The sequence below is a fragment of the Allobosea lupini genome, from assembly GCF_900109525.1.
Taxonomy (GTDB): Bacteria; Pseudomonadota; Alphaproteobacteria; order Rhizobiales; family Beijerinckiaceae; genus Allobosea; species Allobosea lupini.
The window spans coordinates 281,962-295,619 of sequence record NZ_FOAN01000001.1; the positions used below are offsets into that span (position 1 = coordinate 281,962).

The following is a 13,658-nucleotide window of genomic DNA, read 5'->3' on the forward strand; positions in this document are numbered from 1 at the left end:
GTAACGGATTGCGGCCCGGCCATTTGCCCCGGGCGGCCAATCCAGCGGGGCACGTCAAGTTGCAAATTCGTCCAAAAAGGCTCAAAGGAAGCGCCAACGCGCCGGTCTTGCCGCGCCCTTCCCTTGCTCCTTTGTTGAGTTCTGCCGCCGATGAACGCCGTCGCGCCGAAAATCTCGTTCGTCTCTCTCGGGTGCCCCAAGGCGCTCGTCGATTCCGAACGCATCATCACCTCGCTGCGCTCGGAGGGCTATGAGCTCAGCAAGAGCCATGCGGGCGCCGACGTCGTCATCGTCAACACCTGCGGCTTCCTTGACAGCGCCAAGCAGGAATCGCTGGAGGCGATCGGCTCTGCCATGGCCGAGAACGGCAAGGTCATCGTCACCGGCTGCATGGGCGCCGAGCCCGAGCAGATCCGCGACGCCTTCCCGAACCTGCTCGCGATCACCGGCCCGCAGGCCTATGAGAGCGTGGTCTCGGCCGTGCATCAGGCCGTGCCGCCCAAGCACGATCCCTTCATCGACCTGGTGCCTGACCAGGGCATCAAGCTGACGCCGCGGCACTACGCCTACCTAAAGATCTCAGAGGGTTGCAACAACCGCTGCAGCTTCTGCATCATTCCAAAGCTGCGCGGCGACCTGGTCTCGCGGCCGATCGGCGATGTGCTCCGCGAGGCCGAGAAGCTGGTCAAGGCCGGCGTCAAGGAGCTGCTGGTGATCTCGCAGGACACCAGCGCCTACGGGCTCGACATCAAGTATGCGCCGTCGATGTGGAAGGATCGCGAAGTCCGCACCCGCTTCTTCGAGCTGGCGCGCGAGCTCGGGCAGATGGGGGTCTGGGTGCGGATGCACTATGTCTACCCCTATCCGCATGTCGACGAGGTCATCCCGCTGATGGCGGAGGGCAACGTGCTGCCCTATCTCGACATTCCGTTCCAGCATGCCTCGCCCTCGGTGCTGAAGGCGATGCGCCGGCCGGCCCATCACGAGAAGACGCTGGAGCGGATCCGGACATGGCGCGAGATCTGCCCGGACCTCGCCATCCGCTCGACCTTCATCGTCGGCTTCCCCGGCGAAACCGAGGAGGACGTCGACTTTCTGCTCGACTGGCTGAAGGAAGCGAAGCTGGAGCGGGTCGGCTGCTTCAAATACGAGCCGGTCAAGGGCGCGACCGCCAATGATCTCGGCCTGCCGCTGGTCGACGAGGGCGAGAAGGAGGCGCGCTGGCATCGCTTCATGAAGACGCAGGCCGAGGTCTCGGCCCGCATCGTCAAGGGCCGTGTCGGCAAGCGCATTCCGGTGATCATCGATGAGGTCGGCCCGACAGTCGCCAAGGGCCGCTCGAAATGGGATGCGCCGGAGATCGACGGCAATGTCTATGTCTCGAGCCGGCGGCCGCTGCGGCCGGGCGATATCGTCACCGTGAAGATCGAGCGCGCCGACGCCTACGACCTGCACGGCATGGCGGTCTGATCAGGCAAGCGCAGCCGACACAGTCCGCGGCATGCGGCGCGGTTCGGCGACGCGGCCGACGCGGGGACGCGACGACTTCTCGAAGACGACCTGGGCATCGCTGATCTGGGTGGCGAGCTGAAGCGTCGGACGGGCGGAGAGCTGCGTCTGGAGCGCCATCGCGACAATGACGAAGGAGAGAGCGAAACCAGCGCGGCGAAGAAGCGGGGACATGACGTAGGGACCAGGGATCTTGTTGTTGGTCCCGCTTTGCCGGCTCCAGGCGTGGTTTCGCTTTCAGGTTTCGGGATTTTCGTTTTTCCTGCTCCCTTTACGTCAGGCTCTCGAAACCGACTCTCTCGCGCGTGACGTCCGGCCGAGCCGTCCCAGCCACCAGCCGAAGCGTTGCGCCGCCATGGCGATAGCCAGCGCGTAGGCGAGCAGAGCCAGCATAAAGCCGGCCGCCTGCAGGCCGAGAGCGCCGAGCACGAGAGCCGAGCGCCCGAGCAGTTTGAGCACCGCCCGCGCCGTCGACGGCTTCGCCGTTGCCAGCTTCGCGGCCCGGCCGATGTCCCCTGCGTCCTCGGCGACGGCAAGCACCTGGCGCAGGCCCCGTTGGCCGGTGCGGGCGTAGAGCGAGCCGGCGTCCTGGCCGAGCGCGGTGAAGCGCGCCAAAGCCGCTGGCCGGACGATGCCGCCGGCGGTGGCTTTGGCGGCCGCGAGATCCAGCCTTGCGGCAGCGCCTAAGCTCGCCGACAGGGCCGGCCGGTCGATGGCGCCGGCGGCCATGCGGCCGAGATTCGCGGTCAGCACGGGGGAAAGCAGCTTTGCCTTGCTCGCCGCCTTGACGGCACTGACGCCGCCCCGGGCCGGAAGGCCACCTCCGAGACTGACCCAGGTTGCTGCGCTGATCGCCAGGCCGACAGCGGCGAGCACCAACACTGTCTCGTCGATCGTCTCGCCAGCCGCCAGCCTGCTGCCTTCGCGGGCGAGATCGCGCAGATCGCCGAAGCCGCTGATATCGCCGACCAGCGCACCGGCGAAGGCGGCCTCGCTCTCGCGGTCACCCGCGACGAAGCCGTAGCCGAAGTCGGAGACGGCTCGGGCCAGTGCGTTTGCCTTCAAGGCCTCGATTCGCGCAATGCGATCGGGCGCGACGGCAGTCCCGCGCTCGGCCGCCAGCGCGAGGAAACTCTCGGCGAGGGAAAGATCGCCGGCTGTCACCGCCAGGTCGATCTCACGGGCGATGCGATCCTGCGTCGCGACGCCGGGGAGGCGCAGCCGCGACAGCTCGGTGGGATCGTCCTGCGCCTGCTGGAGGCGCCAGCCCTGCAAAGCCGGCGGAGCGATCACGGCTCCGCCAACTGCGAGAGCCAGAACGAGGCTCGACGAAACGATGACCCTGTGAATGCGCAAGCGGCATACCTGAAACGGAAACGGTCCGGCCACCCGGCCGGACCGCAATTCACCTAACCTTTGATTCAGGCGGAAATTGCGCCGCCGCTACGGCACGATCACCGTCGAGCCGGTCGTGCCGCGCCCTTCCAGCGCGCGGTGGGCGTCTGCGGCGTCCTTTAGCGCGAAGCGGGCGTTGATCGCGACGGCGACCTTGCCGGAGCCGACGGCCTCGAACAGGTTCTTCGCCATCGCGACCAGCGTCTCACGGTTGGCGGTGTGCGTGTTCATCGTCGGGCGGGTGACGTAGAGCGAGCCCTTCGCGGCGAGGATACCGAGATTGAAGGCCTCGACCGCGCCCGAGGCGTTGCCGAAGCTCGCCAGCAGGCCGAAGGGCCTCAGCGAGTCGAGCGAGCCCATGAAAGTGTCCTTGCCGACGCCGTCATAGACGACGTTGCAGAGCTTGCCGCCGGTGATCTCCTTGACCCGCGCCGGAACGTCCTCGTTGCGGTAGAGGATGACATGGTCGGCCTTGTTCGCCTTGGCGAGTTCGGCCTTCTCCTTGCTGCCGACCGTGCCGATCACGGTCGCGCCGAGCGCCTTGCCCCATTGGCACAGGATCGAGCCGGTGCCGCCGGCCGCGGCATGGACCAGGATCGTGTCGCCGGCTTTCACCGGATAGGTGCGATGGAGCAGGTATTCGGCAGTCAGCCCCTTCAGCAGCATGCTGGCGGCGGCCTCGTAAGAGACGTTGTCGGGCAAAGCGACGACGGCCGAGGCCGGAACGATGCGCTCCTCGGCATAGGCGCCATGGGCGGCGACGACGGCGATGCGGTCGCCGGGCTTGAACTCGGTCACGCCGGGGCCGACCGCGAGCACGTCGCCGGCCGATTCATTGCCGAGCGTGAACGGCAGCGGCGCCGGATAGAGGCCGGTGCGGAAATAGGTGTCGATGAAGTTGAGGCCGATGGCGCGGTTGCGGATCAGGATTTCGCCCGGCCCAGGGGCCGGCGGGCTGATCTCCTCCAGCTGCAGAACCTCGGGGCCACCGGTCTTGTGTACGCGGATTGCTTTCGCCATGGCGATCATCTCCTCCTGTCGATGGCGCCGACGATAGGGACTTGCCCTGCCTGGGCGCAACGGCCGCGCCGCATTCGCGACCGGCATTCGACGCCGGGCGTGCTGGCGAATTTGCATAGACGGCGCTGTCCTGCGGCAAGCGTGCGCTCGCCAGCGGCGCCGGCATCGGTTACCGAAAGGCCATGACGGACCAGCAGAATTGCGACATCGCGATCGTCGGGGCAGGCGCGGTCGGGCTCGCGGCGGCGCTCGCGCTCGCCGCCGCCGGGCGGCAGGTCGCGCTGTTCGGGCAGGCCAGCGCGCCGCGCGATGGCCGCACGGTCGCTTTGCTCGACGGCTCGTGGCGATTGCTCGAAGCACTTGGCCTGACGGAAACGCTGGACACAGTCGCGGCGCCGCTTGCGGTCATGCGTATGGTCGATGACACCGGCAGCCTGTTTCGGCAGCCGCCGGTCGAGTTCAAGGCGGCCGAGCTCGGGCTGCCGGCCTTCGGCTGGAACATCGAGAACGCCGCGCTGGTCGAGGCGATGGCCGCGAAGGCGGCCGCCGAGCCACGCATCCGCATGATCCCGCAGGCAGTGACGCAGATCACCGCGGGCGCCGACAGCGTCCGTCTGGCGGGTGACGGCTTCAAGCCTGTCGCGGTCCGCCTCGTCGTCGGCGCCGATGGCCGCAAGTCGCGGGTCCGTGAGGCTGCCGGCATCACGACGCGCGACTGGAGCTATCCGCAGGTGGCGCTGACGGCGATCCTGAGCCATCGCCGCGAGCATCGGGACGCATCGACCGAATTCCACACCCGCTCGGGGCCCTGCACGCTGGTGCCGATGCCCGGCCGGCGCTCCTCGCTGGTCTGGCTGGTCGAACCGACTGAGGCCGAGCGGATCGCCGGGCTCGATGATTCTGCGTTCGCCCAGGCGGTCGAACGCCGGACCCATTCGATCCTCGGCGCGCTCACGGTTGCAGGCCCGCGCGGGCGCGTGCCGATGGGCGGCCTGTCGGTCGATCGGTTCGCGGGTGGGCGCATGGCGCTGATCGGCGAAGCCGCGCATGTCTTCCCGCCGATCGGGGCGCAGGGGCTCAATCTCGGCCTGCGCGACGTCGCGGCCCTGCGCGATGCCGTCGCCGGCGCTGACGATCCCGGCGAGCTTGCGGCGCTGTCAGCCTATGATCGCTCGCGCCAGGCCGATGTGCGCCTGCGCACCGGCGCTGTCGATGCGCTCAACCGGACCCTGCTGACCGACCTGCTGCCGGCCGACCTGATGCGTGGCGCCGGGCTGCTGGCGCTGTCGCGCATCGCGCCCTTGCGCCGCCTGGTCATGCGCCAGGGGCTGGCCGGCGGCACTGCGGCGGGCTGAACCTCAAACCTCGTAGTCGCCGACCGGCGGGCTTGGCCGCAGCGCCGGCGCGGCGTCGCGGAAGACCGGCGCGAGTGGCAATGGCGTCGACACCATGCGCTTTCCACCGGGCTCCTCGACCTGCCGGTCGAGCAGGCCGCGCGCGGTCAGCTGCGGATCGGCCAGCGCCTCGTCGAGCGTGCGCACCACGGTGCAGCAGCAGTCGAGCGGCTCGATCGTCGCCCGCCAATGAGTGGCCGGTTGACCGGCGATGATCTTGGTGATCGCGGCTCGCGTAGCTGCGGGATCATGCCGGTCGTCGCGGAGCTCTTTGGCGAGCCCGATGCCCTCGCAAAAACTCGTCCAGAACTTCTCCTCAAGCGCACCGACGGCGAGGAACCAGCCATCGGCGGTCGCATAAAGGCCATAGCGCGGGCTGGCGCCGGTCAGCAGCCCCTCCCCGCCATTGGGATAGCGGCCCGAGGCCTGCCCCTGTGCCAGCGCGTACCATGAGAAGGTGAGCATCGCGTCGGTCATGGCGATGTCGAGATGGCAGCCTTGGCCGGAGCGGTCGCGCTCGCGCAAGGCCAGCAGGATGTTGATCACCGCCGGCATGGCGCCGCCGGCAATGTCGGCGACCAGGGTCGGCGGCAGTGGTGCCTCGCGGCCCGGCGCGAGCGACTGGCCGAGCAGCCCGCCGATCGCCTGGTAGTTGATGTCGTGGCCAGCCTCGGCGGCGCGTGGGCCGTCCTGGCCGTAGCCGCTGATCGAGCAGTAGACCAGCCGCGGATTGAGCGCCTTCAGAGCCTCGTAGCCGAAGCCGAGCCGGGACATGACGCCCGGCCGGAACTGCTCGATCACGATGTCAGCTTGCCTGATCAGCGGTGTCAGCCGCTCCAGCGCATCGGGCGCCTTGAGATCGATGGCGAGGCTCCGCTTGCCGCGGTTCAGCGCGGCGAAGGGAGCGGAGGTCTCGCCGAATTGCGGCGGAAAGCGGCGCATGTCCTCGCCATCCGGCCGCTCGATCCGGATCACGCGCGCGCCCGCTTCGGCGAGGAAGAGACTCGCTAGCGGTCCGGGCAGCAGGGTCGAGAAGTCGAGGACGAGGAGGTCAGAGAGTGGCTGCATCGCTGGGTCCGGGAAGACAGGCCGTTGCAGGCCGTCAGTGGAACAAATCTGCCGGCATCCTGCCCGTCTTCACCAGCCACAGGAAGCCCGTCAGCGTCACCGTCGAGACGATGGTTCCGACAAGGATGCAGGCCGAGGCACGCTCGATGCCGACGCGGTACTGCGTCGAGATCACGAAGATGTTCAGTGCCGGCGGCAGCGCCGCCATGATCGCGGCGGCATAAACCCAGGGTGCCGAGAAGTCGCCAAGGCCGGATAGCAGCAGCCAGACCAGAAGCGGATGCAGCAGCAGCTTGATGGCGACGAGCCAGGGCAGCTCGCTCGGCATCTGCCGGATCGGCTGCAATGCAACGGTCACGCCGAGCAGGAAGAGCGCGCAGGGGGCCGCGGCCTGCGAGAGCCAGAGCGTCATCTTGTCGATCGCGGTCGGCAATTCGAGCTTGAGAAAGGCCGCGAGCACGCCGGCGACGGTGGCGACGTTGAAAGGATGGGTCACGACCCGCCGGATCACCTCGCCCGCCGTCGCGCCGAAGCTGCGCTTCTCGACGCCGGCCAGGGCCATCAGGAACGGAATTAGCGAGAACAGCAGCAGGTTGTCGAAAACGAAGATCAGGACGACCGGGGCGCTGGCGACGGGCCCTAGCGCCGCCAGGATCAGCGGCGGGCCCATATAGCCGATATTGGAATAGGAGCCGGCGACGCCCTGCATCACCGCCTGCGGCATGTCGCCATGGGTATGGCGCCAGCCAAGCGCGAAGGAGAGCACGAAGGCGCAGAAGGTCGCGAGCGTCGTCACCGCGACGAAACGCCAGTTGGTCAAATCGCTCAGGGGCTTGTCGGCGATCAGCCGGTAGAACAGGCAAGGCAGCGCGACATAGATCAGGAAGAACTGCATCCAGGCGAGCCCCTCGCCCGGCAGGCGCTTGTAGCGGCCGATCAGGAAGCCGAGCAGGATCAACCCGAAGAAGGGTGCGACCAGATTGAACAGGCTGGCGATGTCGGCCATGCGGCACTCTCGAGCGCCGACGATGGCGGCTGCGCCGCCTTATAGGATGGGCGCCGGCGCCTGAGAACCCGCAGGGGCGCACATCCCTGCGCCGGTCGCGAAATGCCGTTGCGGTGAGCCCGCTGCCCGAGTTCCGCCCCCTCGTTTCATGCAACTAAAAATTGCAGCTTTCGACAAAGCTGGAAGCGATCGGGTAACACATTTCTGCCATGTTCCCCGAATGGCTCATGGAAAAGGCGATGATGAGCAGCTCTCAAGCGGCAGCAGGTAGCTCGGTGTCCGGGGCTCTCTGGCGATCTTCGATCACGTCTCCGGTTTTCTGGATCGTGGCATTCCTGGTGATGGTGATCCTGGGGCTCGCACTGCCGATCCGCCTGCCGCTGGGGCCGAACTACTGGGATACCGACATCTATCTCGACGCGGCCCAGCGCATCCGGCAGGGCCAAATCCCCAATATCGACTTCTTCACCTCGATCGGTCCGCTCGGCTTCTATCTCACCGCGGGGATCAAGGCGCTGTTCCCGCAGGCCCAGCCGGCCCTGCTCGCCAACTGGGCGATCGTGCCGATCTCGCTGCCGATCGCCGCGCTGATCGCCTGGGACATCGACGCGCGCTCGCGCAAGCTGGCGCTGGCGATCGTCATTCCGTTCCTGTTCCTGACCTCGCTTCCGATCAATCTTCACAGCCTCTACCCGTCGCCCGGCTTCGATGGCTTCGGGTACTACAACCGCCATGTCGCCCTGCTGCTCTATCTGCTGCTGGCGGCACTCCTCTTCGTCGAGAGTCGGATCCTGCTGACGACGCTCGTCGCGGTGCTGATGGTCGCGCTGTTCCTGGTCAAGGTCACGGGCCCGGTATCGGGCGCCGCCCTCGTCGGCTATGCGGTCCTGGCCGGGCGCATGCGCTTTCGCGATGCGTCGATCGCCGCCGGCGCGGTCATAGCGTGCCTGGGCGCGATCGAGCTCGCGACGGGCGTGGTCTATGCCTATGTCGAGGACATCATCGACCTCGCCCTGCTCAACTCCGCCTCGTTCCTGCGGCGTTTCCTGACGCTGGGCTCGATCAAGTTCAATGTGATAGCGCCCTGCCTGGCGCTGATCGGCGTCCTTGCCTACATGGCGCGAAGAGACAGGCTGTCGCCGGCAAGCCTGCTGATCTCGCCGCTGGGCTGGCTCAGCGCAAGCCTCTTCGCCCTCGTCCTAGGCGAGACGCAGAACAGCGGATCGCTCGAGTTCATCGGGCTCTGGCCGGTGTTGATCCTGATCCTCAAGGACCATTCTCACAGGTCCGGCGACCCGTTGCGCCCATGGGTGCTGGTGCTCGTCATGGCGGTGTCGCTGCCGAGCGCCGTGATTTTCCTGGAGCGGGGCGCGCGGGCGCTGATCGCTGCGCCGCGCTACCAGGCGCTGGCGGTGCCGGATGTCGGACCGCTCGGCCGCGTCAGCCTCAAGCCTGAACTCGCACAGCGGGCGATCGCCCAGATCGAGCACTATCCGAAATACAAGGAGGCCTATGAGGACCTCGCCCGCCAGGGCCTGCTGCCGTCGGCGACCTTGTTCTCGGAGATCGATCATCAGGCGACCTGGCTGCTCGAAGTGCAGCAGGGGCTCGATGCGATCAAGCGCTGGGAGGCGGCGAATCGTCGCCAGCTGAACGGCTTCTTCGCACTCGATTTCGTCAGCCCGTTCAACCATCTGCTCGGTCGCGCCGCGCCGCAGCACGTTGCGCTCGGCATCGATACCGAGCGCACCAATCCGAAGGTCACGCGCGAGATGCTGGAGGCCCTGCGCGACATCGACGCGATCATGCGGCCCAAATGCCCCTACGAGGTCAAGCGGGCGGCGATCTGGAAGCAGTTCGCGCAGGCTCTGGAGGGCCGCCAGCTCGTCGCGCTGTCGCCCTGCTGGGACATGTATCTGAGGAAGTAACCTACCCGGAGCGCCGAGAGGACGTATGCCAAGCGGCGTTGCGATGCTTATAGCGCTGGCGGGAATGGCGCGGTCTACGGGAGTCGAACCCGTCTCCCCAGCGTGAAAGGCTGGTGTCCTAACCGATAGACGAAGACCGCGGGCCTGAGCGCGAAGCGCTCTTGCGAGGCGGGGCGAGCTATAGTGTCCCGGCGAAGCTTGGGCAACCCCGTTGTCAGGGTTTTTCGCATTCGCTCACAGCGGCCGGGCCAGATCCACCACGCGCACCTCGGCCCGTTCGCTGCCGCCCCAGCGATTCAGCGTCAATGTGCCGGCCAGATGCACGCTCTCGCCGCGTGCCGCCAGCAGCGCCTGGCCGAGCGGCTCGCGCGCGGCGCGGAAGGCGATTCCTCCGATGGTGGCGCCATCGCCCGCCCGCAGCTTGATGCGCAGATGCCCGCCGGCGCCGACCTCGATCACCTCCGTCAGGCGGTGCGCCGGCAGCACGAAGACCGGCTCCGGGCAGCCGGCGCCGAACGGGCCGGCCCGATCGATCTCGGCGAGCAGGCGCGGATTGGCACCGCCGGCGCTGATCGCCGCGTCGATCAGCAGGGCTTCGGCCTCGCGCGAGCCGGCGACGCCGCCGGCCAGCCTTTCGCTGACGAAATTGGCGAAGGCGCCCTCCTGTCCTGGCGCCAGCGTCACGCCCGCCGCCATGGCATGGCCACCGCCCTTGACCGCAAGGCCGGCCTCGACCGCCTGGCGCACGGCCGAGCCGAGATCGACGCCGGCGATCGAACGGCCCGAGCCGGTCGCGCCGCCATTGGCATTGCGCGCCAGCGCGAAGGCCGGCCGGTTGAACCGTTCCTTCAGGCGGCCCGCGATCAGTCCGACGATGCCAGGATGCCAATCGGCCGAACCGACGACCAGCACCGGATGCGAAGCGGCATCCTCGAAGTGGTGCTCGACCTCGGCCACCGCCTCCTCGACCGCAGCCCGCTCGATCTCCTGACGCTCCTGGTTGAGCCGGTTGAGCTCGGCGGCGATCGTGCGCGCCTCGACCTCGTCGCGGGTCAGAAGCAAGCGGGCGCCGAGAGCCGCGTCGCCGATGCGTCCGCCGGCATTGATGCGCGGCCCGAGCAGGAATCCGAGATGCCAGGCCTGCACGGGGCCATCGAGCCCGGCGATGTCGAGCAGCGCCGCGAGGCCGGGCCGCTGGCGCAGTCGCATCACGGCGATGCCCTGGCGCACGAAGGCTCGGTTGAGGCCGATCAGCGGCACGACATCGGCGACCGTCGCCAGCCCGACAAGATCGAGCGCCGCGAGCAGATCGGGCTCACCGCCCCTCGCCTGCCAGGCGCCGCGCCGACGCAGTTCGCGATTGGTCGCGACGAGCGCCAGGAAGACGACGCCGGCGGCACAGAGATGGCCCAGGCCGGAGAGATCGTCCTGCCGGTTGGGATTGACCAGCGCCTGGACCTCGGGGAGCAGTTCGGGCGCCTGGTGATGGTCGAGCACGACGGTGTCGAGGCCGAGCCGTGCCGCCTGCTGCAGGGGCTCGTGGCTGGTGGTGCCGCAGTCGACGGTGACGAGCAGCGTCGCGCCCTCGCCGGCCAGCATCGTGATCGCCTCGGCATTGGGGCCATAGCCCTCGATCAGCCGATCGGGGATATGGATGCGCGGCTTTGCTCCGGCCTCCGCGAGAAAACCGGAGAGCAGGGCCGCCGAGCAGGCGCCGTCGACATCGTAGTCGCCGAAGATCGCGACTTTCTCGCCGGATATCGCCGCCTGGGCGAGCCGCTGGGCGGCGCGGTCCATGTCGCGCAGCACGGACGGGTCCGGCAGCAGGTCGCGCAGCTTCGGCTCGAGATGGCGCAGCGCCTCGCTGGAGGCGACGCCGCGGCCGGCGAGGACGCGCGCCAGCGTGTCGGGCACGCCTTCGACTTGCGCCAGCGCCTCGGCCAGCGCGAGGCCGGCGGGATCGAGGCGGTTGCGCCAGGGGCGTCCAAGGGCGGAGTGCGCGACGCCGAGGAACAGGCGATTCTGGCCGAGGGTCATGCGCCACCGCTGGCGCAGCGGCGCGGCTTCGTCAATCGGCAGGGCATCACTCGAGCGGCTTCTGATCCTCGATCGCCTGCGCCGTGACCTTGCGGGCACTCACCGGCGCATGCCCGGAGACTTCGGCGCCGGCATCGGGCTTCAGCCTGATCATCCACAAGGCCGATGAGGCCGAGATCAGGCCGACGAGAGCGAAGGCTGGCCAGAAATCGCCTGCGCCCAGCGCCTTGCCGCCATTGTAGAGATTGGCGGCCTCCAGCGCGAAGGCGCCGACGGTGATGCCGAGGCTGAGGGACAATTGCTGGGCGACGCTGGAGAAGCTGGTCGCGCTCGACATGTCGCGGTTCGAGACGTCGGCATAGCTCAGCGCATTGATGCCGGTGAACTGCAGCGAGCGGAAGCAGCCGCCGACGAAGAGCACGCCGAGCATGAGCCAGTGCGGTGTCGTCGGCGTGAACAGGCCTGAAGCCGCCAGGAAGGCCGAGCCGATCAACGCGTTGAACGTCAACACGCCGCGAAAGCCGAAGCGGGCGAGGATCGTCTTCGCCAGCGTCTTCATCACGAGGGCGCCGGCGGCCGAAGCGAAGGTGATCAGGCCAGATTGCAGTGCGTCGAGCCCGAAGCCGAGCTGCAGCATCAAAGGCAGCAGGAAGGGGATCGCGCCGATGCCGACGCGAAATATCGAGCCGCCGAGGACGCCGATCCGATAGGTCGGAATGCGCAGCAGCGAGAGATTGAGCACCGGATAAGCCAGCCGGCGGGCATGGAACCAGTAGATGACCAGCGCCACGATGCCGAACGCCACGCAGCCATAGGAGACGGCGACAGGCACGAGATGGCGCCCACCGGTTGCGAGGCCGAGCATCAGCGCGGCGAAGCCCGTCGATGACAACAGGAAGCCGGTGATGTCGAGCGGCGCGACGTCCTCCTCGCGGATATCCTCGAAGAACATTGTCGCCAGAGCGATGCCGAGCAGGCCGATCGGCAGGTTGATGAAGAAGATCCAGCGCCAGTCGAAATAGGTGGTGATGAAGCCGCCGACGACCGGGCCGACGACCGGGCCGACCAGCGCCGGCACCGTTAGATAGGCCAGTGCACTGACGAGTTCGGACTTCTCGACGCTGCGCAGTATGACGAGCCGGCCGACCGGCACCATCATCGCCCCGCCCATGCCCTGGATGAAGCGCGCGCCGACGAAGGCACCGAGCGAGTTCGAGAAGGCGCAAAGCACCGACCCGAACATGAAGATGCCGAGCGCCGTCCTGAAGATGGTACGGGCGCCGAATTTGTCGGCCATCCAGCCGGAGATCGGGATGAAGACAGCGAGGCTGACGAGGTAGGAGGTCAGCGCCAGCTTGAGCGCGATCGGATCCTCGCCGAGCGATTTGGCAATCACCGGCAGCGAGGTCGCGATCACCGTCGAGTCGGTGTTCTCCATGAACAACGCGCAGGCGACGATGAGAGGCAGGAGCTTGGCGCGCTGCAAGGTATCGAACTTTCGGATTTTTCGCCGCCCGCTGCCCTTTAATGCGGCTCTATCCGGCTGGCGAGGGCCGACAGGGGTGTGGTGACGAGGGTTGCATCCGGTGCATGGCGAGGGGACTGTGGCTATTCAAGGAAAGCCGGCTTCCGATCTGCTCTCACGTCGTCACAAGGACGTGAGAGCGGCCCCGTTATGCGTTTGCGACAAGGCGATCCGGCTCAACCATACCTATCTCTTGGGTTGAAGGGGCGATGGTTTCGCTTACGCCGACGCGGCCGGTCCGCGGGCAAGAGGTGTCCTATGATCAACTCCACCTACCACGCAGTCCGCTCGCTCACCGTGACCGCTTTGCGTCACGGTGCCGCTGTCGCTTTGCTGGCCGGCGCCGCGTTCTTCAGCGCTGGCCAGGCGCCGGCCTTGGCCCAGTCGACCAGCTGGGAAGACGGCTGCGCGATGCGCGTCGTCACCCCGGGTTCGGGCGATGCGCTGCGGAACTACAACTGCGCCCGTCAGAAGGAATGCCAGCAGATGGCGAACGCCAAAGGCGGCATGATGATGGGCATGGGCTGTTTCGGCGTCGAGCCGAAGGCGGCCGGGCCGGCAGCGCAGCAGGCTGGCCGGACACGCCCGGCGCAGCAGCAATAGGCTCAGCCCCATCTGGGCTCTAAGCGGTCCGGCCGTCCGGCCGGAACCGCTTAGATAGTTTTTGTCACAACGCCCCTAGCGGGCCGGTCACACGCGTGATATCGGGCCTCGTCAACTCGGCTTAGGGCATATCCGCCCTGCCCCTTTTCAGTGCCGGCCGCACCGGCCCCGGA

Annotated in this window: 11 protein-coding genes and 1 tRNA gene; 4 read left to right on the forward strand and 8 right to left on the reverse strand. The window is 67.7% G+C overall.

From position 1 onward, the window contains the following. The first annotated feature begins 150 nt into the window (after window positions 1–150). Window positions 151–1,470: a 30S ribosomal protein S12 methylthiotransferase RimO gene (gene rimO / locus BMZ21_RS01335; protein ID WP_091828990.1), complete on the forward strand. Its 1,320-nt coding sequence runs from the start codon at window positions 151–153 to the stop codon at window positions 1,468–1,470. Here the strand turns inward: rimO and BMZ21_RS01340 are convergent, their stop codons facing one another. The 3 genes from BMZ21_RS01340 to BMZ21_RS01350 form a co-directional block, all read right to left on the reverse strand. Beyond that, window positions 1,471–1,683: a hypothetical protein gene (locus BMZ21_RS01340; protein WP_091828993.1), complete on the reverse strand. Its 213-nt coding sequence runs from the start codon at window positions 1,681–1,683 to the stop codon at window positions 1,471–1,473. Between the two features lie 102 nt (window positions 1,684–1,785). Then, the gene (locus BMZ21_RS01345) at window positions 1,786–2,802 is read right to left on the reverse strand and encodes a hypothetical protein (protein ID WP_091828995.1); all 1,017 of its coding nucleotides are present in this window, start codon (window positions 2,800–2,802) and stop codon (window positions 1,786–1,788) included. Window positions 2,803–2,952: 150 nt separating this feature from the next. After that, entirely contained in the window at window positions 2,953–3,924 is a 972-nt protein-coding gene (locus BMZ21_RS01350; protein WP_091830466.1) for a quinone oxidoreductase family protein, read from the reverse strand. Between the two features lie 182 nt (window positions 3,925–4,106). On the opposite strand from BMZ21_RS01350, the gene BMZ21_RS01355 reads away from it, so the two are divergent. After that, window positions 4,107–5,279, forward strand: a complete 1,173-nt coding sequence (locus tag BMZ21_RS01355) for a UbiH/UbiF family hydroxylase (RefSeq protein ID WP_091828997.1) — start codon at window positions 4,107–4,109, stop codon at window positions 5,277–5,279. A gap of 3 nt (window positions 5,280–5,282) precedes the next feature. On the opposite strand, the gene BMZ21_RS01360 is transcribed toward BMZ21_RS01355, so the two are convergent. Both BMZ21_RS01360 and BMZ21_RS01365 read right to left on the reverse strand, forming a co-directional pair. Then, a complete protein-coding gene (locus BMZ21_RS01360; protein WP_091828999.1) occupies window positions 5,283–6,386 on the reverse strand; it encodes a CaiB/BaiF CoA transferase family protein in 1,104 nt (367 codons plus the stop codon). A 34-nt stretch (window positions 6,387–6,420) separates the two neighbouring features. Further along, window positions 6,421–7,392, reverse strand: coding sequence for an AEC family transporter (locus BMZ21_RS01365; protein WP_091829001.1), 972 nt, complete (start codon window positions 7,390–7,392; stop codon window positions 6,421–6,423). 326 nt (window positions 7,393–7,718) lie between these two features. Here BMZ21_RS01365 and BMZ21_RS01370 point away from each other — a divergent pair, with 326 nt between their 5' ends. After that, entirely contained in the window at window positions 7,719–9,320 is a 1,602-nt protein-coding gene (locus BMZ21_RS01370; RefSeq protein ID WP_143079623.1) for a hypothetical protein, read from the forward strand. A 65-nt stretch (window positions 9,321–9,385) separates the two neighbouring features. On the opposite strand, the gene BMZ21_RS01375 is transcribed toward BMZ21_RS01370, so the two are convergent. The 3 genes from BMZ21_RS01375 to BMZ21_RS01385 form a co-directional block, all read right to left on the reverse strand. Continuing rightward, window positions 9,386–9,460 (reverse strand) — tRNA-Glu (locus BMZ21_RS01375). 94 nt (window positions 9,461–9,554) lie between these two features. Then, window positions 9,555–11,357 carry a single-stranded-DNA-specific exonuclease RecJ gene (gene recJ, locus BMZ21_RS01380; protein WP_091829007.1) on the reverse strand — a complete coding sequence of 601 codons (1,803 nt, stop codon included), beginning with the start codon at window positions 11,355–11,357 and terminating at the stop codon, window positions 9,555–9,557. A gap of 46 nt (window positions 11,358–11,403) precedes the next feature. Further along, a complete protein-coding gene (locus tag BMZ21_RS01385) occupies window positions 11,404–12,843 on the reverse strand; it encodes an MFS transporter (RefSeq protein WP_091829011.1) in 1,440 nt (479 codons plus the stop codon). A gap of 297 nt (window positions 12,844–13,140) precedes the next feature. Between BMZ21_RS01385 and BMZ21_RS01390 the strand changes: the two genes are divergently transcribed. Beyond that, window positions 13,141–13,485, forward strand: coding sequence for a hypothetical protein (locus BMZ21_RS01390; protein WP_091829014.1), 345 nt, complete (start codon window positions 13,141–13,143; stop codon window positions 13,483–13,485). Window positions 13,486–13,658 lie beyond the last annotated feature (173 nt).